We start from the raw sequence: 23,562 nt of genomic DNA, 5'->3' as shown, positions 1-23,562 counted from the left end.
CTGATATTTGTGCTAATATATAGTAACACAAATTATGTCAAATATTGTTCGGTTAGTTATTGCTTGTGTAGTGATGGGTGCGGCGGTCGCACTTAGTGCATTTGGTTTTTGGGGATGGGGTTTTTTAGTTTTGTTAATGGGCGGTATTATATTGCTTAGCTTTTTCTTTAACGAAAACATGATCATTGCCCAGTATTTTTTACGTAAAGAAAATTCTGAAAAATCAGAAGTTTGGTTATTGAAAATTACTGATTATGAAAAACAGCTGCACAAAAACCAACATGGTTATTACAACCTGTTGATCGGTTTGATCGAATCGCGCAAGGCGCCAATGAAGTCAGAGAAATACTTCAAGAAGGCTTTATCGCTGGGTATGAAGATGTCGCACAATACGGCTTTAGCCAAATTGAGCCTGGCTGGTATTTCAATGGCAAAGCGCAACAAGCGCGAAGCACAAATGTATTTGTCAGAAGCATCAAAGGATGATAAGAACAAATTGCTTACCGAACAGATCAAGATGATGAAAGGCCAGTTGGCACAGATGGATAAGCAAGTAGTAAGGGGCGGATATCGCCAGTTCTAAAAGAGAATAAGAAAAAAGGAATAAAAAATAAAAGGGACGCGAAAATCGCGTCCCTTTTATTTTTCTTCAATGGCGCTGAAATAATCAGGCGTAGCTGAATGGTTTTGATAAGGTTGAACGTAGCTGTCTGTATATGATGAATATTCAGATTCTTCAGACGGGTTGGCCACTTCAACAAGTTTCAGTAAACTCCTGATGAACGACAGGTTGAAATTGCTCCTGTTAAGTTTGATCAGGTATTCGTTTTCGGTGATCTCCAATATTGAGTTGGTCATGATATTTGTATATATGTGTTTATTACAATGATAGCTAACTCTTTTTAAATGAAAGTATTATTTTTTTTAAGCTTTTGTTAAGAAATTATAGCTGGTTTTGGTTTGTTAGCGTTATTTAAAAAGCAGCGAAGGTAAGCCAACGCCGATACCAATGCCGTAGAAAAAATCGGCCCAGAAGAAACGTAGCAGGTTAAATAAATAGATCAGTCCTATAATAGGAAAAGATATGATGGCTAACGCGTTTTTTTCCTTGGCTTTCACTTTTGCCTGATCAAATAAATTTTTAGCATCCTGGTTTGACGGTATTGCATGCATACCTATAGACACGCCAAGCCACATTAAAAAGTACGACAGTGGGTGATCGACATTGAAATAACTAATGGGGATATAAGCCGGGATACAAATAAGCAGGCATAATAAGGTATTTATAAAAAACGGGCCCATGCTTATTAAAAATGTTGTGTAAAAATTGTTTGTATTTTCATGTATCACATAACCTACCGGGTTGGCAAATCTGAAATAACAAACATCAAAAACGGCTACTTTGCGTAACCTGCAAAAAAACAGGTGTGCAAACTCATGTACAATAACACYGGGAAAAGTAGCAATAGAGATAAGAATACCAGGAATGAACATATTTATTTGTTTAAAGCAGAAGTGTAACCATTAGGAAATTTTTTCAGAAACTCATCGCGGCTGATGATCTGTTTGCTATCAATCCTGTATAAGATCCGGCCGGTATAATCTTTTGATATAGCGCTGGTATCATCCATTTTTCTGGCCTTTTGAAGGTATTGTAGCGAAAGCTGTCTTAGCGAGTCCTGTCCGTTTTGTGCATATAAACAGGCATATGCCGAGGCCACACCAGCCCACGATTGTGCTATTGTAGAATCAAGCCCTAAAACAGCTCTTGATGTTTTCAAAAACATCGGGTAATCTTTCTTTTCATAAGCAACCCCGTTTTCGGAATTGAGTATCAGTTGATTAATGTGAAAATCGGCGCCCAGATCTGTACATTTATTAAATTCGACTAAAGCAAAGGCTGATTTATCTTTTGACAAAAATTCAATACCACGGAAATAAGCGGCCATTTGTACAAGATCGCGGGTTTCAGGTACTTCTTCGGCCGCTTTGCTCATGAATTGTGCCGCATTTGAAACATCTGATTTTGAAAAAGCCACATTGGCTTTGTTTAAATTGTTGTACGCCGCATAAAAGCGCCAGTTCCAGAATATGGAAAATACAACCAGCAATATTACACCGCCAAAAAATAGCTTAACCCACTGCGGGAAGATCTTTTTTTCGAGATCGACGCTGCAGTTATCGCAAATAGGGTAAGCCGAAAGTTTGTTAAGCGGTGTTCCATAATCGGTTTTGCAGAATGTGCATACCGTATCAGGATTTGCTATTTCTTCAGGAGTTTTGGCCTCTTGAGCAGGCATACTATTTTCATTGGTTTCCGGAAGATCTCCTTCGCCAGAAAAATGTGCAGTAAAATTAGAGGCTGGCCGTATTATGGCCGTTTTTGGGAAATGCTCTCTTTTAAAACGGAGAACGTGCAGGTTTAATTTCATTAAAATGTGATATGATCAAGGTGGGTTTACACAGCGATAAAAATCACTGTGTAAATCCTATCTCAAATATATCACAAAAAGCAGAATTTAAAAAGAAGTTACTGTTATAAGTCCATTACTATTCAAACCAGGCCATTACCTCTTCTTTGGTGGGCATGGTAATATCCAGTTTTAATTTTTTACGCATTCCGCCAAGATCGTTAAATACCTTGTTGGGGTTAGCTGCTTTTAATTCTTCAACGGTGTTATATCCCATTTTATTTAATACAGGTACCCACTCGGCGCGTACACCGATGTTTATAAAATCATCGGCAGTGGTAACTTTAGCTTTTTTCTCCGGGCGCATTTGCGGGAAGAACAATACTTCCTGGATAGTGCTTTGATTGGTCATCAGCATTACCAGCCTGTCGATACCTATGCCTAAACCTGATGTTGGTGGCATACCGTATTCAAGGGCGCGTAAAAAGTCATCATCCATTGCCATAGCCTCATCGTCACCGCGACCGGCCAGGATCAGTTGTTCTTCCAAACGCTCGCGCTGATCAATAGGGTCATTTAGCTCAGAATAGGCATTTGCAATTTCTTTACCATTCACAAATAGCTCGAAGCGCTCAACCAGCCCGTCCTTAGTACGGTGCTTTTTGGCAAGCGGAGTCATTTCGATAGGGTAGTCGGTAATATAAGTAGGTTGGATCAAGTGGTGTTCAACTTTAGCGCTGAAGATCTCATCGATCAGTTTGCCTTTACCCATGCTTGGGTTGATCTCTATTTTTAATTCGTTACAAACCTCACGTAAACCGGCCTCGTCCATCGCAGATACATCGATACCTGTGTATTTCAGGATCGAATCATACATGGAGAGTTTTTCGTAAGGGCCTGCAAAGTTGATCTCGTTGTTGCCAACCTGCACAGCCGGGATGCCATGAACTGCTCTTGCAACAGTTTCCAAACATTCCTCAACCATGGCCATCATCCAGATGTAGTCTTTATAGGCTACATAGATTTCCATAGCGGTAAACTCCGGGTTATGGGTGCGGTCCATGCCCTCGTTACGGAACATTTTACCAAACTCATAAACACCATCAAAACCGGCAACGATAAGCCTTTTTAAGTAAAGCTCATTAGCGATACGTAAAAACAGCGGCATATCAAGCGTGTTATGATGGGTAGCGAACGGACGGGCCGCAGCGCCACCATGCACAGGCTGCAGGATAGGGGTTTCAACCTCCATCCATCCCTGGCCATTAAAGTAATTGCGCATAGCGCTGATCACTTTTGAGCGGTTGATGAAAATTTGTTTGTAATCGGGATTAACGGTTAAGTCCACATAACGCTGGCGATAACGTAGTTCGGGGTCGGTAAAGCCATCGTGAATGGTTCCGTCATCTTCACGTTTAACAACCGGCAGTGGTTTCAATGATTTTGAAAGCACAACCAACTCGCGTACGTGAACCGAGATCTCACCTGTTTGAGTGGTAAATACATAGCCTTTTACGCCCACGTAGTCACCGATATCAAGTAGCTTTTTAAATACGGTGTTATATAATGTCTTGTCCTCATCAGGGCAAATATCATCGCGTTTTATATATATCTGCACACGACCGGTTGAATCCTGTAACTCGGCAAATGAAGCACTGCCCATGATACGGCGGGTCATGATGCGGCCTGCAATTACAACATCCTGGTAGGCCTCGGGTTTATCCTTAAAATTATCGGCTATATCCTGTGCCCAGGCGTTAACATTAAAAGCTTCGGCGGGGTATGGATTAATACCAAGTGCACGTAACTCTTGTAAAGATTTGCGGCGAATGATCTCCTGTTCGGATAATGCAATACTCATGTGATGTACGGTATTTTAATAAAGGTGCAAAAGTAGCGTTTTTATCAATCTTTTTAATCAAATATTTGTTTGGTTTTGAAGGGGTAGATGGGATAGAGAAAAGTTGGACAAAATACAAATCCACTACTTGTATCAAATATTTTACCCCTGTAAAATAATCAGTCTCAAAAACATATTACTTTAGCAAAACCATTATAACATTCCGTAAACCATGAAAAAACTATCTGCTCTTATTCTGTTTATATCGGTACTGTCGGTTAGGGTATTAGCCCAAACTGAAACTGATTTGTACGACCACAATACCAAGCCCCAACTGGTTGCCAAACAATTCTCATTTACAGAGGGGCCGGCTGTCGATAAAAAGGGTAATGTTTTTTTTACCGATCAGCCTAACAATAAGATCTGGAAGTATGATACTGAAGGCAAGCTTTCCGTTTTCCTGGATAGCGCAGGCCGATCAAACGGGATGTATTTTGATAAAAAAGGCAACCTGATCAGTTGTGCCGATGCTGATGATCAGCTTTGGTCTATCGGTCCTAAAGGCAAGGTTACTGTTTTACTGAAAGATTACCAGGGGCATAAATTTAACGGCCCCAATGATGTTTGGGTACGCCCGGACGGCGGCATCTATATAACTGATCCGTATTACCAGCGCGATTACTGGACCCGTAAGCAACCGGACCTCGACGGGCAAAAGCTCTATTTCCTGGCCAAAGGCAAAGCCCCGGCTGTGATGGTTGATGATAAGTTTGTACGTCCTAACGGCATCATCGGTACACCTGATGGCAAGACTTTGTACGTTGCTGATATCGGCGATAATAAAACCTATCGTTATGATATCAATAAGGATGGTACACTATCAAACCGTACCCTGTTCATAGCTATGGGATGTGATGGGATGACGATAGATGAACATGGTAACGTATACATGTGCGGAAAGGGAGTTACCATAGTTAATCCCAAAGGTGAAAAGATAGGACATATCGATATTGACGAACCCTGGACAGCCAATATCTGCTTCGGCGGCAAGGATAAGGACATCTTGTTTATGACAGCCTCCAAAGCGGTTTACATTTTAAAAATGAATGTAAAAGGAGTGGATTGATCCCATCCACTATAGTGCTAGTATGCTCATGATATAAATAAAATGGGGGTCATGCTGAGCTTGTCGAAGCATGGTGGGCAGGGCCTCTGCGCGCGAGTCTTCGACAGGCTCAGACTGACAAGCCATCTTTTGTCATTTTACCTTTGGAGTTCATAGGATTTAAATACTCAGCAATACAAACACAAAACGACAGGTGTTCAACTTTTGAAAGTGTGAACACCTGTCGTTTTTGTCTGAATTTTATTTTCTGATAATCAATTAGTTATAAATATCTAAAAATGCTCAATACACTAATTTGAACGTTTTGGTATTGATAATCAATAAGTTGCGATATTGGGTTTTCGAAGGCTGAACACCCGTTTTTAAAAAACTGAACACTCTAAAAACATCAACAAAAAAGCCGGAGGTATGTAGTACCCCCGGCTCTTCTTTTTCAAATTATTAGCTTTTATGATCCTGAAGCACCGGTATCTACTTTAACTTCAAGCGCTGTCCTAACCGAAGCTGGCAGGCTTGATAGTAAGGTATAACCTGTTGCTGTTTCGATAACCTTAACTGTGGTGATATATTTAGTCCAGTCAGAATTGATGGTGTTGATATTAGGTGTGTTTACCGCAATAACCCTTGTTGAAGTGGTAACCCTTGCTACATCGCCATCTCCTTTAGGGATGATCAGTGCAACTTTCCAAACATTGCTTGGTACGTTTACGTGGCCACTGTTAATAGTGTTTGCAGAACCGTTTGACCCGGTACCCCCGGTACCATAGCTACCCATAATAATATAAACCTCGTTACCGGCAACTACCTGCTCACGCAAATAATTTTCAAGATTGGCCCAGGTTTGCTGATTGTTTTGCGGTGCCTGAGGTATCATGTTAGTCATCAGGAAGGTTGCTGAGTTAGCATCGGTCGAGCTGGTACGATCAGCAGAAGGACAATTATGTCCCCTGTCGAACCCGCTGCCCGAATAGCTATTGCTCTCTACCTGGTACCATCCTGTAGGCAAGCCGCTCCAGCCTGCAAAATTATCAAGGCGACTGGTTGCGTTGGTGGTATTGGTTGCATCAAGGTGCCAGCTAACCCAGTTAGGCTCACCTTTGGTGGCGTTGTATGATTCTACATAATACTTCTGGTCAATAAGGTAATTATCCATCGAAGCCAATGTAGAAAGCGCGTTTGAAGGGTTGCCGAAAAGCAGGTTACTGTTATCGCCGCTTGCAGGCGGCGCATCAGCACCGGCAGTAGCATCGCGTGGAGTTGATGCACTTGAACCGCCGGCGGTATCGCCACTGCCGGTATCAGGCGTGCCAACGGTTATACCCGGATCACCGGTACCTTTAAAGGTTATATCATCAATATTGATGCGGGTTGTACCAGCTTTTTTAATCTCGAACCTAACTTTACCTGTAACACTCACTTTAAATGAGTCGGTTACCAGTGTGGTATTGGTTTCGGTAATATCTGCACCTACCTGGGCGTAAGTCGTGCCGCCATCAGTCGACATTAACAACTGCCATGTTGATGTGGCATCGGTGCCATATTTACCGTGCTTTATATACAAAGTTTTAAGGCCATTGATATCAAAATTCATGGCGATATCCCCGGTACGGATCCTTACCGATTTACTGCCATCTTTTAGGTCGGCAGCAAGGTTGCCTATTAATGCATCGTTAAAATTCCAGCTACCGGTGCTTAAAGCTACGTCGGCAGCTGCATAGGCGGTTTTACTTCCCTGTTCAAAATCCTCGGTAATGGTGTAAGGAACCGGGACTGGAGTGGTTGTTACCGTAGTATCGCCATTTTTAGGTGGGGTTGGTGAGTTCTTGAGGTCTTTGGAACATCCGGCAAAGGTTAAGGCTAAACCCAGGCCGACAAGCAGGTTGTTAATTTTCATAAGTGTTTTTTTTATGATAGATAAATACAAAGCACAGCCAATGCGTTTACGCCGTGCAAATTTTTTAACTGGAAAGATTCAGGGGAGACAGAAAACAGGAGCATGCATTTGCATGCTCCTGTTTATAGATATTACGATTGCGGAACTACGAACTTTGTTCCGTCGAAAACGAAGGCTTTGCTTGTGTTTGAAGTTGTACCTTTAAAGTAAGTGGTATAGGTAACCACAAACTTTTGATTTGGAAGTGCTGTAGCTTTAAACTTCTCTGTTAATACAGCAATTAATGCCGCGTTTAAGTCGTCAGGGCTCCAATAAGTAGCATCGGTGGACGCGCTGATATTAAAGTCAGGATATTTAGCTACGTTATCCCTTGCGGCTTGTGTTCCGGCTGTGGTTTGTGTTCCGATGTACACATAATCAGCGGCAGCAAGCGTGTAATTTACAGTACTGCTGGCAACCCATTTACCGGCTACACGTTCAAACGATAAAGTTCTTGGCGTTGCACCGGCAATCCAATTATTACCATCAAAAGCGTAAGCAGCAACTTTTTGATAATCGGTGCCATCATAATAGTTATAACTTACATATAATATATCACCAACTTTAGCTGTTGCCGAAACTGACAAATCCGCCTTTAAAAGGGCATTGATATAAGTATTGATATTGTCTTTATCTGCGGCAACAAACTCGTTGTGACTTGAACGGCCTATTGAAAGGTACTGTGCAGGCGATAACAGGTAGATTTGTTGCCATGCGCTGTTCAGATAAAGGTACCCAAAGGTTTGCACCGATACGCTCCCTGCATAATAGTTAAAGGTAAGTACAGCAAGCTGATTTGCCTTTGGCGACGAGGTTTTTGGCCCGTAAGGTAACCATGAAAGTACTTGCGCCGCACTGAAATCGGTGAATTTATTGCCTGGTAACAGCAAATAATCGGCATTGGTAAGTGTATAGGCCACTGAGGTATAAAGGCTATCGGCCATTTTTATTACCGGGGTTCCTACATTAAATGTTATGCTGGCAGTTGAGCCATCGTCAACACGCGGGTATTCGGCTGCAAGTATAGCGGGTATGCTTTGCTTGCCGTCATCGTCTGATTTAAACACATGATTTTTATAGCCATAAGTGGAGGTGTCAAGCTTTCCATAATCGGCCGAGGCCAACGTTTGTGTCAAACTGGCCTTGTGTACAGGCTGTGCATTAGGAATAACCGGTTGCTTTTGACAAGCGGTAAATGCCAGCGCCAATAACGTTAATGAATAATATATCTTTTTCATTTTTGTCAGTATTAAAATTTAACTTTTATGGTTGATGTAAATGTTCTGCCTAAGCCGTAATAAACGTTAACATTGGCCGGCAAACCGGTAGCATTCGTATCAAAAGAGTCAGAGATGAATTTGGTATTCAACAGGTTAACTACGTTACCAATCAGGTAAGAGTCAAGCCCGGCTATTTTAAATTTGAAAACACCGTTCACGTCCCAAACCGAATAGTTTGGCAGCTTATAAGGAGTTAAATTAGGTTTGGTGATGTTTGAAAAAAGAAAGTTTGAATAGTAATTGGCTATATAGTTATAGTTTGTCCCCAATCTCAAGGCCGGCAATACGTCGATATCCAAATGGAAGCCTGCGGTGGTTTGTCCGGCATCGCCAACTTTTAAACCTTTCAGATCAACTTTTCCAACAGTAGCCACAACTTGTTGCTGGCTGTTATACACTGTAGCAGGGCCTGCATCTGAGGTATAATGCCAGTCGCCGTATGAAAACATACCACCAACAGTTACAGCTTTGATGGGCTTGTAGGTAAGCTCAAGCTCGGCACCCTGGTGGAGCTCATTTACGCCAGAGATATTTACGCTATACAACTGGTTGGTTTTGGTATCGCCATATGAGTTTGAGAAAGACTCATCGCCGTAGCTTGACCTGTACAGGTTTAATTTAGCGCTGAAGTTTGAGATCTTATAACCATAACCCAATTCATAGCTGAACAATTTTTCGCTTACTGTGCTGTGGTTAATGTTATTGGTAAACTTCTGGAACACATTATCAAAGTACGGTGGTTTGGTGATGTAACCTACGTTGGCAAATATGTTCATCTGATCGTTCAGGTTATAATTTGCACCGGCTTTGGCCTGGTAGGTGAAAAAGCTAACGTAAGGGCTTTTTTGGTTTGGATCGCTGTTAAGGTAGTTAAACATGTCAACGCGTTTGTCTGCAGTACCCGAACCCGAAAGGGTAACAAAAGCAGAGAAGTTATTCTTTAAGTATTCTGCTTGCATAAATGCACCGCCCGATTGTACATAATCCTTGTTGTAGTAGCCAAATTTATCGCCAACTACAGCTCTTTTCTGAGGGTCATTAATGTCGCCCGAAGCGCTTCCTACGGCTGTATTACCTGTATATGCAGCATACACATAATCGGCACCTAATAAATCGGTGACTTCTTCATAGTGCGTGCCTTTGTATGACCTTAAATCAATACCGGCCGAAAAATCGATGTCATTGCCGAAACGGGTACGGTAGGTGCTTCGTGCACCATACCAGGTATGGTCATTATGTGCCGAGTAAAAATAGGTGCTGGCCGAACCATCAGGATTTGCCGCATTGCTTTTTTCAACTGCCGTAAAATCATACGGTGAGTAGAAGTTGCTTACCCTTACCGGGTTGGTGTTGCCACCTATTGCACCGCCTCCGCCTGTGCCATAAGTTGCATATAAAACAGTAGATAAACTTGATTTTTCATTAATGGTCCACTCGTGGTTTAATGAAAATACAGGTTTGCTGAATGTGTTGTTGTACGGATTGATCTGTTTGCCATCTTTAACGCCCAAGTAGTAATTCCATTCAATTCCCTGCGGTGCATTTTGATACTCGGCAATTGACCGTTGTGGCCTTTGACCGTGAGTTTGCGTAGCGCCCATTAATGAGAACGACAAAGTTTGGCTCGGGCTCAATACTTTAGACAAATTGAAGAAGTAATTGTATCCTAAATAACTAAGACCATCGGCAAAACCATCACCTTTATTACGGCTCCCCTGGAAAGTCATGGCCCAGCCTTTATCATTTAAGCCGGTAGATACCAATACAGCAGTTTTCTGCAGGTTGTCGCTACCGTATGATTGGGCTATATAACCACCTTTTTCCATGTCGGTATTGCGGGTAGTGATATTAATGGTACCACCAAATGAAGGAACAATAATTTTCGATGCACCTAAACCGCGTTGAATTTGTACGGAAGTAGTTACATCGGTAAGTCCTGACCAGTTTGACCAGAAGATTGAACCGTTTTCCATGTCGTTAACCGGGATCCCGTTGATGGTTAAGGCCACATTGCCTTTTTTGGAGCCGCTTGAGAAACCCCTGATACTGATACGTGAATCGCCATAGCCGCCACCCTGGGCAGTAGCCATTACGCCCGGAGTACCCTGCAAAAGCTGTGGGATATCCCTGGTGCCCATTTTTTCTTCAATAAACTGCTGATTAATGGTTGAGGCTGCGATAGGTGTCTTACGGTCAACGGCCACATCGCCGGTTATTACTACCTCCTTCATGGAATTGGCGCTTGACTGCATGGTGATCACACCAAGATCGCTGACACCTGAAAGTGTTACCTCTTTGGTAACGTAACCGATATATGAAATCACAAGAACGGCACCTTGATCTGAACCGGTATTAAGTTTAAATGTACCGTTTAAACCGGTGGTCGTAGCTTTCGTTGTACCTTTAAGTCCTATCGAAGCACCGATCAAAGGTTCTTTTGTATCGGCATCAACAACCTTGCCCGTATATACCTGTGCAGGTGCGTTGGCGCTGTTTTCGGCGGCTTTGGCGTTTTTTTCTTTTACCACAATGGTATGCCCTACAATAGCATAAGTAACAGGCTGGCCTTTAAACACCCTGTCGAGCACTTTTGTTAAAGCTTCGTTTTTTACATTTAACGATACCTTGTTGCTGCCGGCAACCAATTCGGTTTGCATGAAAATGTCATAGCCGCTTTGCTGCTCAATTTTGTTCAGTACTGCCTGGAGGCTGCTGTTCTTTTCGGCTAAAGTGATGTTTTGGCTGAAACTTTTGGCGCTGAGATGCAGGCAAACTGCAAATAATAGAACGGCGATAAGCTTTATCCGCATAATAAATTTTCTTTTAGTATCCGGACTAACCCGGAAAAAACCATTGGTAGCGTTTTTGAATTTATTTACCCGGCCATTGTTGTGTACAGGCACAGGAAATGTAGAAAAATCCATATTTTTGTTTTGGGTTGATTAGTTTAAAAAGTATTTAGTCGATATGATTTGGATGATGTTTGCCCGAAAAAAATAGCCGGAGGTGGTCGCAACACTTTCGGTTTTTTTATGGGCCAACGTTTAGTAAACCGGCCTTGCCGTTTACTGCATATTGGATTTGTTATGATTTTACTATAATCTTCCTCCCGTTAATTGTGAAGTTTAAGCCGCTTGTTTTAAGGATTTCAAATATTTGCGACACGGGTACATTGCGCGATATGCGCCCCATGTAATGTTTTTGTGCTGTTTTACCCTGGTATTCCACATCCACATCATACCAGCGCGATAGCTGGCGCATGATAGTTTGCAGGTCGGTATTGCTGAAAACAAATTTTCCGTTTTTCCAGGCCACCGCTTCGTCTATATTGGCATTTTCATCTATGTCGATGCTGTTTAAAGTATTAATTGCCTGCTGTCCCGGTTTTATTTTAACCGATTGGCCGGTATTGCGGGTAACCCTCACACTGCCTTCAAGCAGGGTGGTTTTGGTTGCACCCTCATCGGTATAGCTGTTGATGTTGAAATGGGTGCCCAAAACGGTAACTGTTTGGCTGGCAGTTTTTACATTGAAAGGTTTTGAAGGATCTTTAATGACCTCAAAATAAGCCTCGCCGGTAAGTTCAACCCTGCGTTCGTTGCCGGTAAAAGCGGTTGGATATTTTAGCGATGATGCAGCGTTTAACCAAACTCTTGTGCCGTCGGGCAAAACCACCTGGTATTGGCCGCCGCGTGGGGTAGCCAGCATATTAATGGCAATAGTTTCGGCAGGAGCTGGGGCAGCAGGGTTTTGAGCTTCATCGGTAGCTTCATAAACCACCTTGCCGTTTTCATCTTCTTTGATCACTGCGTTTTGCTGGCTGGCAATTTGCCCGTGTTTAGCGCTATCCAAAACTATGGTTGAACCATCGGCCAATGTAAGTACTGCTTTATTGGTTCCGGGTGGAAGATCCTTATATTGGTTGGCCAGGCTTTGAGTATGCTCAATGTCCTGGCGTTTATTTAATGTAATAGTTAAAGCAGCCAGCAACACAACAGCGGCTGCATAAGCAATCCATCGTGGCTTGCCTGTTTTGGTTTTAAACCCCGTTCCCTTACGGATCTTTTTCCAGGCCTGGGCTTTATCGTTTACTGAAAAGGTTTCCAGCTCATTGTTGAGCAGGTGTTCGTCGGTCAATTTTTTGAATAATTCCTGGTTGCGTGCATCAGCCTCAATCCATTGATCAAGCTGGAGTTTTTCCTGGTCGTTCAACTCATTTCGCATATATTTTGCGATCAGCTGGCCCAGGTCAAAGTATGAGTCGTAATTATTCATTTTTCCTTTTCGTACATAAAGACACCTTCATTTTAAAAGTGGATAAAGGCGGGTGCATATTTTTTTAATTTTTTTTAGATCTGTTTAAATTTGATTGTTTTTGAATGTAGAGACGCATCACATGCGTCTTCCACGTGCAATTTCCGACGGAATTAGAAGCCTTTTAAATCGGCCTGTCCACCGGGAGACGCATGTGATGCGTCTCTACAAAAAACTTTCCATTCGTTTTTAAGCGGCTTCTTAGATCTGTTATTATTCACAGTTTATCATCATGGCCTAAAGCTTTTGATCGTGGGATTTACTGCGGGTGGTCAATTGGCTGCCGTAGTTCATCAATTATATTTCGGTTTGCCGAAAACGGTGGTTATCTTTAAGTATGAAAGGATTATGATTGAGCCCTGTTATAACCTTTTCAGGATTCGGTTATGCTGGAGAAATAGAACATCTGGTTTAAACAAAAGATGAAAAAAAGATTTAAAATTTCGATCACAGGAAATAATTGGATCAAGGGGATCCTGGTAGTTTCGGTATTGTTAACAGGCGCTCATTTCTCCCGGGCGCAGGATCTTAATCTATATAAAAAAGCGCTGTTTATTAATGGCAAAGACACGTTACCTTACAGGATATTATATCCTGAAAACTATGACTCCCAAAAATCATACCCTTTGGTTGTTTACCTGCATGGTGCGGGTTTCAGAGGAAATGATAATGAGCAACAACTCGGCGGAAGTAGCAGGTATTACGGAGCCGGCAAGGATTTTTTAAATGATTCGGTCCGGAAAAAATATCCTGCACTTGTAGTTTTTCCGCAATGCCCTGCAGACAGCATGTGGTTCAAAATCCCTCCGGGGCCGCCCTACGATACAACTGCAGCGTTTAACCATAAGATGAACACCCTGGCGCTTTCAACACCTGAGCGAATGGTGAAACTTTTAATAGATAGTTTGGCTAAACATAAAATCGCCGACAGAAAAAGAATTTACCTGGGCGGCACTTCGCTTGGTGCCTTTGGTACTTACGATTTGATAGTCCATTATCCAGACTTTTTTGCGGCTGCTTTCCCTATCTGCGGGCAGGCTAACGTAGTGTTATATCCAAAAATGGCAGCTAAGGTTCCGGTGTGGATCTTTCACGGCGCGGCCGATGACGTTATTAACCCCTGGCCAGATAGAAGCATGATCAAAGCATTGCAACAAAGCGGTGCGAAAAATGCGAAATACACCGAATATCCAGGCTTAAAACATGACATTGAAGCCAGGGTATTTGCTGAACCCGATTTGTTCCATTGGATATTTTCGTTTAAGAAATAGTATGAAAGAAGAACAAGAGCGAATTTATGGTTGACAATATAATAACTCCAGACCATCACCACTTGTAACGGAAGATATTTTTAAAACTTCATAAGCCTTTCCTGTGTATCTTTAGGAAATAAACTCCTATCTGCTTATGAAAATATCAAAATACCTGCATTCGTGCCTGCTTTTTGAACTGGAAGGCTATCAGTTGTTGTTTGATCCGGGAAAGTTTTCTTTTGCCGAGGGTTTAGTTACACCGCAAATGTTTGGCGATGTGAAAAGTATCGTGATCACGCATATTCACCCCGATCATTTTGATATCGACATTTTAAAAAGCATTGTTGAATTAAGCGGCGCGGTGGTAATTACCAATTCGCAGGTGGGTAAGGAATTGGATAAGGTCAATTTAAAATATACGCTTCTTGAAGAGGGCACTCATCGTGCGGGGCCGTTTAAACTCCAGGCTTTCCCGGTAAGGCATGAGCTGATCATGGATAACCCGCTGCCGCAGATGACAGGCTTCCTGATCAATAATAAAGTTTTGCATCCCGTTGATTCGATGGAAGAAAAGCTATTGAATTTTAAGGGGATTGAATTACTGATCATGGTTACTATGGCGCCGTTTGCCAATGAACCCACAATTTCGGCCTTTGCTGATGAGCTGCAACCTAAGCAGATCTTTCCGGTACATGATGGTTATGCCAAGGATTTTTTTATCATCCAGCGTTATACCGCCTACAAAAAGCATTTCGATAAGCAAAGCATCAAATTTCATGAGATTTATAAAGTAGGGGATGGGATAAGTCTTTAGTCTTAAATCAGAAGTTTTAAGCCGATGAATTTAGAATTACTATTGTTAGGACTCAAGATTTTGAACTTGAGACTTACGACTTAAAAAACTCCATGAAAAAAGAAACCCCCGCCGAGAGGCGGGGGTTCTTTGCGGGCTCAGCCTCCTGCTAAGCCGACCCGCGTTAACCTTATCACACTGCTAAGGTGAGGATTAATAATGAAGAAAACATGAACATTAATTGCCGTTAATTTTTCATCTTAGCGAAAAACATAATTTTAGCTAATGCAGAAACCCGATAGCCTAATTTTTGATATGGACGGAACCCTTTGGGATGCCGTTGACACCTACGCCCAATCATGGAATCTGATATTTCAAAAGCTTGATATTCAAAGAACTATCAAACGGGATGAGCTGCTGCACGTGATAGGTATGGATGGCAAAAAGCTTACCCGGGTACTGCTGCCCGAATTTGATGAAGAAAAGGGAATGGAAATTTACAATGCAGTAAACCAGGTAAGGCGCGAAATATTACCTACCAGTGGCGGCATCATGTACAAAGGGGTTACCGAGGGCTTAAAACAATTAGCCGCTAAATACAAGCTTTTTGTATTGAGCAATTGTGCCGTGGGGATTATTCCGCTGTTTTTAACCTGGGCGGGCATTAATGAAGTTATTACCGATAGCATGGCCTATGGTACCAATCAGATGCCTAAAAACCACAATATGCATTTGCTGATGGATAAACACAATTTGCAAAACCCGGTTTACATAGGCGATACCAATGGCGATGCCGAACAAACACGCCTTGCAGGCATCCCGTTTGTGTTTGTTAGCTATGGCTTTGGCAATACTGATGATTATGATAATAAGTTTGATGATTTTGAATCGTTAGCCCAATATTATTTGAGTTTGTAAGTTTAGTTTACATGAAAAGCGTATCACTGCTTCTTTTATTTCTTACCACTCTGTGTGGTTCGGCATTTAGCCAGCATGCTACCGTTGAATCTGAGGAATGGCTCACCGAAGACCTGGGTTACCTTTATTTCAATGATGGCAAAGTTCATTTTAACTTAGATGGCTTTAAGAAACATGAAAATAAATACAAGATAGAGCATGATACACTTAAAATAATTGATACTTATACTACCAGTTCAGATAATTTTAAGCAACAGCATATCGATGTTTCTAAATTTATCATCAATTATTTCGATGGCAAAAAATTAACCATTAAGGCTGTTAATGAAAGTGCCATAAAATTAGCCGGGCGGCCTCCATTACAGTTTAAAAATTATAAAGCCAGCTTTGATAACGGCATCAAATTTTCAAAGCTTCGTTTCATGTCCTCAACCTGTTATAGTGGCTGCCCCCAATTGCTCATCAATATTTGGGCCGATGGTACTTATCGTTTAAAAGGAGGCGAATTTGCTGATCCTTATAAAGGGGATTATGCCGGTAAACTCAGCAAGCTCCAACTCGATAGCCTGAACTATTGGCTGAAGCATAGTGAATTAAAAAAGATGTACGATTGGAAGCAAGGGAGCCAGGTTACAGATGCCGCTAATTATTACCTGGATATTGATTTTGAAAACAATAAAGATAAGCTTACACTAAATACCAACGACCCGCCTTTCAACCTAACGGGTTTGGTTAACTTTCTGGTGGAATCGTTTAAAAAAGTAAGTCTTACAAAAATTAAAGAGGGGGAGAAGCAGGCAAACTAAAATAAAACGTGGAGCCTTCGCCTTCTGCGCTTTCAACGCCTATTTTGCCTTTGTGGCGCTGGATGATCTCGCTGGCCAGGTAAAGACCGACACCAAAGCCTGATACAGTCATAGTTTTTTCACTTTCAACCCGGTAAAAACGCTGGAACAGTTTCTTTTGATCTTTAGGTTTAATGCCCACTCCTAAATCAGCCACCGAAACGCTGATGCCACAATCAGTTGTTGTACTCGTAATAGTGATGGTACTTCCCCGCGGAGAATATTTAGTGGCATTACTTAAAAAGTTACTTACTACCTGCCCAATCTTATCCCTGTCTGCATTGATATTTAATATGCCCTGAGGTTCAAAATTTATAACGTGACTGTTTGCTGCCTGGGTAAATTCCGTTATCGTATCGCTTATTAACTCATTAATATCAAATTGTTCAAGCTTAAGTTGCAGCTTGCCCGATTCCAGCCTGGACAGGTCAAGAAAGCCGTGGATGAGGTCGGTCATTTTATTGACTTGTAAATTGGCTTTGGCCAGTGCACTTATTACAAAATTATCATCGGTGTTAACAAGCTTCTTCGCCAGTATTTGAATGTACGATTTGATTGAGGTAAGCGGCGTTTTAAGTTCATGACTGGCCATTGCTATAAAGTCGTTTTTTCGGATCTCATCACTTTTACTTTCCGTAATATCGAGTACAGTCCCCAAAATACGGGTGTTGTTCTTCCCCGCGTCGGATATTTGCTTCCCTTTGACACGGATCCAGTGTAACGAGTTATCCGGCCATATAATCCTTACATCATAGCCATAAGTGCCGGTTTTGAAAGCTTCGTTAAATGAATTGATCACTATTTCTTTGTCATCAGGATGCACCATGTTAAATATATCTGTCGAAGTCAGGGCTGCATCTGCCGGGTGGCCGAGCAGTTCAACAAGCTGGGGGGAGCAGTAGCGTTTATCATCTTTCATGGCCCAGTCAAAAGTGGCGAAGCCGGTAGCTTCGGCAGCAAGCCGGAGGCGATTTTCACTTTCCAACGCAGCCTGACGGGCGCTTACTTCGGCTGTTATATCAACCACCACGTTCAGGATATAGGTTACCTTATTATCATAACAAAGTGGAATATTACTGCATGACCAAAAGCGAACGTCATAAGTTTGCGTTTGTGCATTATATACATTGTATTGATAGCAGGGAATATCGATCTTAAGGCCAGTTTCGGCAACTTTAGTAAATACATGGCGGGCTTTGGTAACGTCTTTAGGATCGCTGTCATCATCCGGAAAAACCTCAAAAAAACTCCTGCCTAAAATATTTTCACGAACCGAGGAGGTAATTTTAAGATAATCATCACTTGCCGCCATGATGGTGAATAAAGGGGCATCAGCTTTAACCAATAAAGAGCCTGGTGACTTTTCAAAAATGATCTTGAAAATTTCGTCGGGTAATGCATGCTGTTGGTCTCCAGTCATTAGCAGTATTGTGATGTTAGTCGGCAAGTAAATTTAGTTAAAATACTATTTCATTTATTAAAAGTTATGATATTTTTTAATTGATACGAAAAATAAGCTTTATAGCTATTCGTATTGCAGATCATAAAATATTTGCCGGGCAGCTAAGTTTTTGTAGCTTAGTTAACAAATAAAACCTCCGATGAAAGCAAAAACAAAATTTATTATTGTATTTATATTGCTGTTGATTTTGGCCGGCTTCTTTTACTACCGCTATTATTTTGTTTTTGGCGAAGGAACGAAGGCTGGCACCATGAACTATTTTGTGAAAAAAGGCTACGTTTTTAAAACTTACGAAGGAAGGTTAATTCAAAGCGGCATCCGCACACAGGTCACCGGCGGCACGATTGGCTCCAATGAATTTATGTTTTCTGTAACTGATGAAAAAGTGGCTAAGCAACTGAGCAGTAATGCCGGCTCATTTTTAGAACTTCATTATAAAGAATACCTGCACACGTTGCCATGGAGAGGGGTAAGCGTTTTTGTGGTTGATAGTGTGGTTTCGGCCAAACCACTTGCGCCAGGTATGTAATAAAATATTAAACTACAACCTTGGTTAAACAGTAACCAGGTTGTAGTTTAATTCGCCGTTTTGTTTGGTGATCTTTACCATGCCACGGGCAAACAAATAGTCAAGCACTTCAGTCGCGTTTTTTTCATGGGTAAACGTATTTACCGATGGTTCATATTCCCTCAATTTCACGGCGATATCGGCAACGGTAGCTTGTTTCAATTGCGAAAGCGTGTAAATGACCTTATCCTGGGTGCAGGTAACTTTAGCGTATTGATCAGGCACACGGCATGCCAAAAAAAATGATTGATTTGAATTGCTCATCTGTGTATATAACTAATTATCATCAGGCATTAACCGTATCCCTTAACGATTTAACGGTGTCATGCGCTTTTTTTAAACCTTCCAAATGGTTGTTCAGCAAGGCTACAACCTGCTCGTCTTCCCATATCAGCTCCTTATCATCAAGTGCGGCGCGGTAAGCTTTTTTGGCTATATCCTCACCGTATTCACAATCTGAGAGGATAGCATGCTTGTCTTTATTCATAAAAACCGACTTCACATCCATCCAGGTATGATAAAACTTACCCGAAAGGGTAGTGCCATCTGTGGGATCGCCGCCTAATACATGAATGTATTCGCGTATTTCACTAACGTAACTTTTGCTTTGATCAATATACTCATTAAAAAGTAAATTCAATCCGGTTTCATCAACAGCCTCGGCGGCTTTCTGATAACCGGCTATCCTGTCATTATTTATTTTGATCAGATCGTTCAACGCTGAGATCTGGTGCTGCACGTGTTGTAGGACTCCCATAGCTATTATTGTTTTGTTATAATAAATAACATAGCTTATGGGTTAATGTTTTTTTATTTTTAGTTAGATATTCATTCGCTGGATTTAATTAATAATACAACGGGATGAATCGGCGGCCGGGTGAGACGGCCACCGTCAGGGATCATCCCGAGGAGGGGTAAAACTTATTTAGTTGATGTGTTAAGCTTGTGATTATGCAGCGTTGTGCTTATGGGTAAACTGTTCTACTTTTTTCAGCAGTTCGTTCATTTCAAATGGCTTGGCCAAAAAATCGTTAGCACCAGCCGCGATCGCCGATTCTCGTACATCGCGGCTTGCAGATATCATGATGACGGGAATATCTTTGGTTAGTTCGCTTTCTTTGAATTTTTTGCAGATATCGCGCCCGTCTTCGCCACTCATCCAGATATCCAGCAGCAGCAGGTCAGGAAGTTCTCCTTTCAATTCAAGCACGGTGGTGCCGTCAACAGTTGATGTTACTTCGTAGCCTTCAAATTCAAGCAGCATTTCCACAGCGTCAACAATACCGGGATCATCGTCCGCGATCATGATTTTTTTGTTCTTTGTATCCATCTTAGGCGTAAGGGCTTGGTTAAACCCTCTGAAATTATATGTAATAAACTAACCTACTTGTAAAATGATCCAGTCAAAAATTAACTGTTAGTATCATCTACAGGTAATGCAAAGCAAAAAGTAGACCCTTTGCCTTCAACGCTGTTTACCCACATTCTGCCGCCTTCGCGCTTAATAATTTCTGAAGAGATGTATAATCCTAACCCCAAACCGGGGAAAGTATGCTGCTTATTCCCACTTACCCGGTAAAACTGTTCAAACACCCGGTCCTTCTTTTCTTCGGGGATACCGATGCCGAAATCCTGTACACAAACAATGGCCTCATTGTTTTCGCGGCGGGTTGTAATAATGATGGTATCGGTATGCGGCGAATACTTGATGGCATTTGTGATTAGGTTGGTAATAACCTGGCTAATACGGTCTTTGTCTGAATATATTCTGCCTGTTTGGGAAAAGTTTTGTACGAGTTTATGTTTTTGGCTGGTGTGCTGCAGGTCTTCTACGGTTTCCCGCAGAGCCTCGTTAAAATCGAACCATGTTTTATTGAACTGTAACCTGCCCGAGTTGATCTTAGTAACATCCAGCAAATCGCCGATGAGGTTGGTAAGGCGGTTGATTTGAGCATCCATTCTTAGCACCATTTCAGCCTTTTTTTGCTCACCCTCTTTGGTAAGCATAGCGCCCAATACCTGGGCATATGCTTTTATACTGGTAACCGGTGTCTTTAACTCATGACTTGCAATGCCTAAAAAGTCATCTTTTTGACGCTGAAGCTGTTTCTGCTCATTAATGTCGGTGTTGGTGCCGAACCATTTAATGATTTTACCATCAATTATGAAGGGTAAGGCCCGGGCGAGATGCCATTTGTAATTTTCGTCTTTGTCTTTTAGCCTGAATTCGCATTGATAAACGCTTCCTGTATTTAATGCATTGGTCCAGGCTTCAATACAGCCTTCCCTGTCATCGGGATGGATGCCGTTGAGCCAGTCGGGGCCGGCTATTTCATTGGCAGCTATGCCAAAATAATCTACAGCCCGCTGGTTAACATAATCGAGTTCTCCATCGGTGCGGGCTGTCCAGAGCTGTACCGGCATAAAATCGGTAACAAACTCAAACTGCCTGATCTGGTCATTCAATTCCCTGTTGCGTAATATTACTTCACGTTCGGCAAGTGTTTTTTCGGTAACATCAGTACATGCACCTATATATCCTGTAAATTCCCCTCGTTCGTTATATTGCGGATTACCGGTTGCTATACACCATCTTGTTTCACCATCTCTGCGTGCAATTCTAAAATTAACTTCATAAAACCGGCGCGCACTTAAATCGGATATAAACTTTTCCGTGGCCCGTGGCCTGTCTTCTTCTAAAATGGCATTAGTCCACCCGGCACCCATGTTATCTTCGTATTTAATACCGGTCCAGTCAACCCAGGTTTGGTTTACGTAGGTGATATTACCATAGCCATCTGCCATCCAAAGTGCCGTAGGGGATGCGTTGGTGATGTTTTTGAGTAATTGTTCACTATCGGTCAGGGCTTTTTTATCGGCAATTTCCCGCCTCATGTCGCGGGCAATTGAAGCGCGGCCCTGCGGTAATCCGGTTACGGCATCATAAACCAGCATGGTAGTGCCGTATACAGGAATGGCTTCGCCCGTTTGGAAATGACGGTAAAGGATCTCACCGCTCCATTTGCCGTGAGTCATTAAAAACGGGGTTACTTTATCCTTTAGCTTAACAAGCTCATCGGGCATTATGAACTCGCTGTTATGCCTTTTGTGCTCATTAACACCTTTGATGCCCAGCATTTTTCGCCCTGCGGTATTTACATAAGTTACATTACCATCCAGATCAGAAAGGCTTACAAAATCTGAGCTGTGATTAATGAGCGATAGTAATTTATATTGCTCATTCCTTGCCGCTTTTTCGGGGCGGAGGTCGCGGGCTACAGACGCCATCCCAATAGGCAGACCGTTTAACGGATCGTCAATTCTGAAACAATTAACGTAAACCGGAATATTTTCTCCCGTTTTAAAATGCCGGTAATGCATTTCACCTTCCCATTTGCCGTACTGTTGTACAGCAGGCTCTATCTCATTATTTACTTTGTCTTTTTCGTTGCCGGCAAAGTATTCAACACCTGGTTTTAATGCCTCTTTGGTGCTCCCGATACCTAATATGGCATAGGTTGTTTTATTGACATAGGTTACTGATCCGTCCATACTTCCTACAGCAACCATATCGGCTGTATTGTCAATCAGCGCAAGCAGTTTTTGTTGTTCCTGCTTGTCCAAAATTTCACGGGTTATATCCTGTACCGTACCGGCAAAGCGGATTGGTTCATGGTTATCATTAAAGTAAGCTTTTCCTTTCAGATGGATCCAGTATTTAAGGTGCCCGCTATGGTCAACGGTGCGAGTGATCATATCATAATTACCGCCGCCGGTAGGGTTATACGCCTGCATAACCGCAGCCCGTAACCGTTGCTCATCTTCCGGGTGCACAAATTTCAGCAGATCAGCATATTTGATTTCGTCGTTTTTTTGAAAGCCGCAAAGTTCTTTACAACGGTCGTCCCATATTACGGTTTGCAATTTGGGGTTTAAATCCCAGGTGCCCAATTCGGCTGCCTGCAGCGCAAACTGAACACGCTGCTCACTTTCGGCAAGCTTTTGACGGGTTGTTACCAGTTCGGTAACATCTGCCGCGGTGTTCAAAACACCCCACACTTCGCCAGCGTCATTGCGTAAGGGCTTAAAAGTAAAGTTGAAGTAAAACTCTTCAAGCTTATTATCTATCACGAGATCAACTTTTTGCTCTTTTCCTTCGTAGGCGATGCCACTTTTATAAACGTTTAATAATATGGCATGGAAGCCCTGTTCCTCAAGTTCAGGGAGCAAGTTAAAGTAGGTTCGGCCAATAACATTATCGCCTTTGCCCCAAATGTCAGTAATGGCTTTATTAGCTATCCTGATCTCCATTCCTTCGCCAATATATAACCCTACCGGTGTAGGAGATTCCCTGATCAGAATACGGAAAATATCTTCGTTTAATTGTTGATTAAGGTTGGCCTGGCTATTCATTATATAGATAACAGGGATAAATATAGTCTATAATAATTAAGGTTAAAGCGCCAATTTTATGCATAATAGCTTTTCAATTAAATGATCATGGCCGATAGTTGCATCGTTGATAAAAACGAGCCTCAGCAGCATGAACCTGTTTCTCTCAAACAGCCAACTTGTATAAATGTTTAAATCTGTTTTTAGAGAATTTGGTTGTAGTAGTTTTAATGATTTATAGTAATTGGGATTTATTTATTCGTATTATTAGCGAGGTAAGTTCGTGATGATTTTTCGACTTTTTACTGTCACAAAATCAAATATCCCAAAACAATTTTACAAGTATTTTTATTACCATACCAATAAAACAAAATCCTGGATGCTTGATGGTTATAGTAAACAGGTAGCTTAACACAGATTGGAGTTA

At 41.9% G+C, this 23,562-nt stretch carries 20 protein-coding genes; 7 read left to right on the top strand and 13 right to left on the bottom strand.

Going from position 1 to position 23,562, the window contains the following annotated elements:
• Window positions 1–34 precede the first annotated feature (34 nt).
• Complete coding sequence (locus AC1DUD_RS20095) at window positions 35–583, top strand: DUF2892 domain-containing protein (RefSeq protein WP_477377613.1); 549 nt, start codon at window positions 35–37, stop codon at window positions 581–583.
• 56 nt (window positions 584–639) lie between these two features.
• Here the strand turns inward: AC1DUD_RS20095 and AC1DUD_RS20090 are convergent, their stop codons facing one another.
• The 4 genes from AC1DUD_RS20090 to lysS all read right to left on the bottom strand — a co-directional run bounded on the left by AC1DUD_RS20090 (window position 640) and on the right by lysS (window position 4,272).
• A complete protein-coding gene (locus tag AC1DUD_RS20090; protein WP_090527160.1) occupies window positions 640–858 on the bottom strand; it encodes a hypothetical protein in 219 nt (72 codons plus the stop codon).
• 111 nt (window positions 859–969) lie between these two features.
• On the bottom strand, window positions 970–1,494 hold the full coding sequence (locus AC1DUD_RS20085) for a hypothetical protein (protein ID WP_477377610.1): 525 nt from the start codon (window positions 1,492–1,494) through the stop codon (window positions 970–972).
• A gap of 2 nt (window positions 1,495–1,496) precedes the next feature.
• Window positions 1,497–2,432, bottom strand: coding sequence for a hypothetical protein (locus tag AC1DUD_RS20080; RefSeq protein WP_477377608.1), 936 nt, complete (start codon window positions 2,430–2,432; stop codon window positions 1,497–1,499).
• Between the two features lie 118 nt (window positions 2,433–2,550).
• Window positions 2,551–4,272, bottom strand: coding sequence for a lysine--tRNA ligase (gene lysS / locus AC1DUD_RS20075; protein ID WP_477377606.1), 1,722 nt, complete (start codon window positions 4,270–4,272; stop codon window positions 2,551–2,553).
• A 211-nt stretch (window positions 4,273–4,483) separates the two neighbouring features.
• Here lysS and AC1DUD_RS20070 point away from each other — a divergent pair, with 211 nt between their 5' ends.
• Window positions 4,484–5,377, top strand: a complete 894-nt coding sequence (locus AC1DUD_RS20070) for an SMP-30/gluconolactonase/LRE family protein (RefSeq protein ID WP_477377604.1) — start codon at window positions 4,484–4,486, stop codon at window positions 5,375–5,377.
• Window positions 5,378–5,825: 448 nt separating this feature from the next.
• On the opposite strand, the gene AC1DUD_RS20065 is transcribed toward AC1DUD_RS20070, so the two are convergent.
• The 4 genes from AC1DUD_RS20065 to AC1DUD_RS20050 all read right to left on the bottom strand — a co-directional run bounded on the left by AC1DUD_RS20065 (window position 5,826) and on the right by AC1DUD_RS20050 (window position 12,865).
• Window positions 5,826–7,271 carry a DNA/RNA non-specific endonuclease gene (locus tag AC1DUD_RS20065; protein ID WP_477377602.1) on the bottom strand — a complete coding sequence of 482 codons (1,446 nt, stop codon included), beginning with the start codon at window positions 7,269–7,271 and terminating at the stop codon, window positions 5,826–5,828.
• 131 nt (window positions 7,272–7,402) lie between these two features.
• Complete coding sequence (locus AC1DUD_RS20060) at window positions 7,403–8,548, bottom strand: hypothetical protein (RefSeq protein WP_477377600.1); 1,146 nt, start codon at window positions 8,546–8,548, stop codon at window positions 7,403–7,405.
• Window positions 8,549–8,559: 11 nt separating this feature from the next.
• Window positions 8,560–11,514, bottom strand: a complete 2,955-nt coding sequence (locus AC1DUD_RS20055; protein WP_477377598.1) for a TonB-dependent receptor domain-containing protein — start codon at window positions 11,512–11,514, stop codon at window positions 8,560–8,562.
• A 160-nt stretch (window positions 11,515–11,674) separates the two neighbouring features.
• Window positions 11,675–12,865 (bottom strand): FecR family protein, encoded by a 1,191-nt coding sequence (locus AC1DUD_RS20050; protein ID WP_477377596.1) that lies wholly within the window; start codon window positions 12,863–12,865, stop codon window positions 11,675–11,677.
• A gap of 461 nt (window positions 12,866–13,326) precedes the next feature.
• Between AC1DUD_RS20050 and AC1DUD_RS20045 the strand changes: the two genes are divergently transcribed.
• The 4 genes from AC1DUD_RS20045 (at window position 13,327) to AC1DUD_RS20030 (ending at window position 16,674) form a co-directional block, all read left to right on the top strand.
• The gene (locus AC1DUD_RS20045) at window positions 13,327–14,175 is read left to right on the top strand and encodes a carboxylesterase family protein (protein ID WP_477377594.1); all 849 of its coding nucleotides are present in this window, start codon (window positions 13,327–13,329) and stop codon (window positions 14,173–14,175) included.
• A 136-nt stretch (window positions 14,176–14,311) separates the two neighbouring features.
• Window positions 14,312–14,971, top strand: coding sequence for an MBL fold metallo-hydrolase (locus tag AC1DUD_RS20040; protein WP_477377592.1), 660 nt, complete (start codon window positions 14,312–14,314; stop codon window positions 14,969–14,971).
• A 264-nt stretch (window positions 14,972–15,235) separates the two neighbouring features.
• Complete coding sequence (locus tag AC1DUD_RS20035) at window positions 15,236–15,868, top strand: HAD family hydrolase (protein ID WP_477377590.1); 633 nt, start codon at window positions 15,236–15,238, stop codon at window positions 15,866–15,868.
• A gap of 11 nt (window positions 15,869–15,879) precedes the next feature.
• Complete coding sequence (locus AC1DUD_RS20030) at window positions 15,880–16,674, top strand: DUF6438 domain-containing protein (RefSeq protein ID WP_477377588.1); 795 nt, start codon at window positions 15,880–15,882, stop codon at window positions 16,672–16,674.
• Here the strand turns inward: AC1DUD_RS20030 and AC1DUD_RS20025 are convergent.
• Complete coding sequence (locus AC1DUD_RS20025; RefSeq protein WP_477377586.1) at window positions 16,646–18,133, bottom strand: ATP-binding protein; 1,488 nt, start codon at window positions 18,131–18,133, stop codon at window positions 16,646–16,648. The genes AC1DUD_RS20030 and AC1DUD_RS20025 overlap by 29 nt on opposite strands.
• A gap of 181 nt (window positions 18,134–18,314) precedes the next feature.
• Here AC1DUD_RS20025 and AC1DUD_RS20020 point away from each other — a divergent pair, with 181 nt between their 5' ends.
• Window positions 18,315–18,704, top strand: coding sequence for a hypothetical protein (locus AC1DUD_RS20020; protein WP_330858518.1), 390 nt, complete (start codon window positions 18,315–18,317; stop codon window positions 18,702–18,704).
• A 24-nt stretch (window positions 18,705–18,728) separates the two neighbouring features.
• On the opposite strand, the gene AC1DUD_RS20015 is transcribed toward AC1DUD_RS20020, so the two are convergent.
• From AC1DUD_RS20015 to AC1DUD_RS20000, 4 genes are all read right to left on the bottom strand, one after another.
• Entirely contained in the window at window positions 18,729–19,007 is a 279-nt protein-coding gene (locus tag AC1DUD_RS20015) for a hypothetical protein (RefSeq protein WP_477377583.1), read from the bottom strand.
• A gap of 22 nt (window positions 19,008–19,029) precedes the next feature.
• Window positions 19,030–19,500 carry a ferritin-like domain-containing protein gene (locus tag AC1DUD_RS20010; RefSeq protein ID WP_477377581.1) on the bottom strand — a complete coding sequence of 157 codons (471 nt, stop codon included), beginning with the start codon at window positions 19,498–19,500 and terminating at the stop codon, window positions 19,030–19,032.
• A 192-nt stretch (window positions 19,501–19,692) separates the two neighbouring features.
• Complete coding sequence (locus AC1DUD_RS20005) at window positions 19,693–20,073, bottom strand: response regulator (protein ID WP_477377579.1); 381 nt, start codon at window positions 20,071–20,073, stop codon at window positions 19,693–19,695.
• A gap of 80 nt (window positions 20,074–20,153) precedes the next feature.
• Entirely contained in the window at window positions 20,154–23,156 is a 3,003-nt protein-coding gene (locus AC1DUD_RS20000) for a PAS domain-containing sensor histidine kinase (RefSeq protein ID WP_477377577.1), read from the bottom strand.
• Between the last annotated feature and the right edge of the window lie 406 nt (window positions 23,157–23,562).

This window comes from Mucilaginibacter sp. P4_A11 (assembly GCF_056402535.1).
Note: the sequence above shows the minus strand (reverse complement) of the source record. Positions and strands in the feature narration are given on the sequence as shown.

Excerpts from the sequence above, each read along its gene's own strand:
- AC1DUD_RS20095 (WP_477377613.1), top strand. The coding sequence starts at position 35 with ATGTCAAATATTGTTCGGTTAGTTATTGCTTGTGTAGTGATGGGTGCG.
- AC1DUD_RS20090 (WP_090527160.1), bottom strand. The coding sequence starts at position 858 with ATGACCAACTCAATATTGGAGATCACCGAAAACGAATACCTGATCAAA.
- AC1DUD_RS20080 (WP_477377608.1), bottom strand. The coding sequence starts at position 2,432 with ATGAAATTAAACCTGCACGTTCTCCGTTTTAAAAGAGAGCATTTCCCA.
- lysS (WP_477377606.1), bottom strand. The coding sequence starts at position 4,272 with ATGAGTATTGCATTATCCGAACAGGAGATCATTCGCCGCAAATCTTTA.
- AC1DUD_RS20070 (WP_477377604.1), top strand. The coding sequence starts at position 4,484 with ATGAAAAAACTATCTGCTCTTATTCTGTTTATATCGGTACTGTCGGTT.
- AC1DUD_RS20065 (WP_477377602.1), bottom strand. The coding sequence starts at position 7,271 with ATGAAAATTAACAACCTGCTTGTCGGCCTGGGTTTAGCCTTAACCTTT.
- AC1DUD_RS20060 (WP_477377600.1), bottom strand. The coding sequence starts at position 8,548 with ATGAAAAAGATATATTATTCATTAACGTTATTGGCGCTGGCATTTACC.
- AC1DUD_RS20055 (WP_477377598.1), bottom strand. The coding sequence starts at position 11,514 with ATGGATTTTTCTACATTTCCTGTGCCTGTACACAACAATGGCCGGGTA.
- AC1DUD_RS20050 (WP_477377596.1), bottom strand. The coding sequence starts at position 12,865 with ATGAATAATTACGACTCATACTTTGACCTGGGCCAGCTGATCGCAAAA.
- AC1DUD_RS20045 (WP_477377594.1), top strand. The coding sequence starts at position 13,327 with ATGAAAAAAAGATTTAAAATTTCGATCACAGGAAATAATTGGATCAAG.
- AC1DUD_RS20040 (WP_477377592.1), top strand. The coding sequence starts at position 14,312 with ATGAAAATATCAAAATACCTGCATTCGTGCCTGCTTTTTGAACTGGAA.
- AC1DUD_RS20035 (WP_477377590.1), top strand. The coding sequence starts at position 15,236 with ATGCAGAAACCCGATAGCCTAATTTTTGATATGGACGGAACCCTTTGG.
- AC1DUD_RS20030 (WP_477377588.1), top strand. The coding sequence starts at position 15,880 with ATGAAAAGCGTATCACTGCTTCTTTTATTTCTTACCACTCTGTGTGGT.
- AC1DUD_RS20025 (WP_477377586.1), bottom strand. The coding sequence starts at position 18,133 with ATGACTGGAGACCAACAGCATGCATTACCCGACGAAATTTTCAAGATC.
- AC1DUD_RS20020 (WP_330858518.1), top strand. The coding sequence starts at position 18,315 with ATGAAAGCAAAAACAAAATTTATTATTGTATTTATATTGCTGTTGATT.
- AC1DUD_RS20015 (WP_477377583.1), bottom strand. The coding sequence starts at position 19,007 with ATGAGCAATTCAAATCAATCATTTTTTTTGGCATGCCGTGTGCCTGAT.
- AC1DUD_RS20010 (WP_477377581.1), bottom strand. The coding sequence starts at position 19,500 with ATGGGAGTCCTACAACACGTGCAGCACCAGATCTCAGCGTTGAACGAT.
- AC1DUD_RS20005 (WP_477377579.1), bottom strand. The coding sequence starts at position 20,073 with ATGGATACAAAGAACAAAAAAATCATGATCGCGGACGATGATCCCGGT.
- AC1DUD_RS20000 (WP_477377577.1), bottom strand. The coding sequence starts at position 23,156 with ATGAATAGCCAGGCCAACCTTAATCAACAATTAAACGAAGATATTTTC.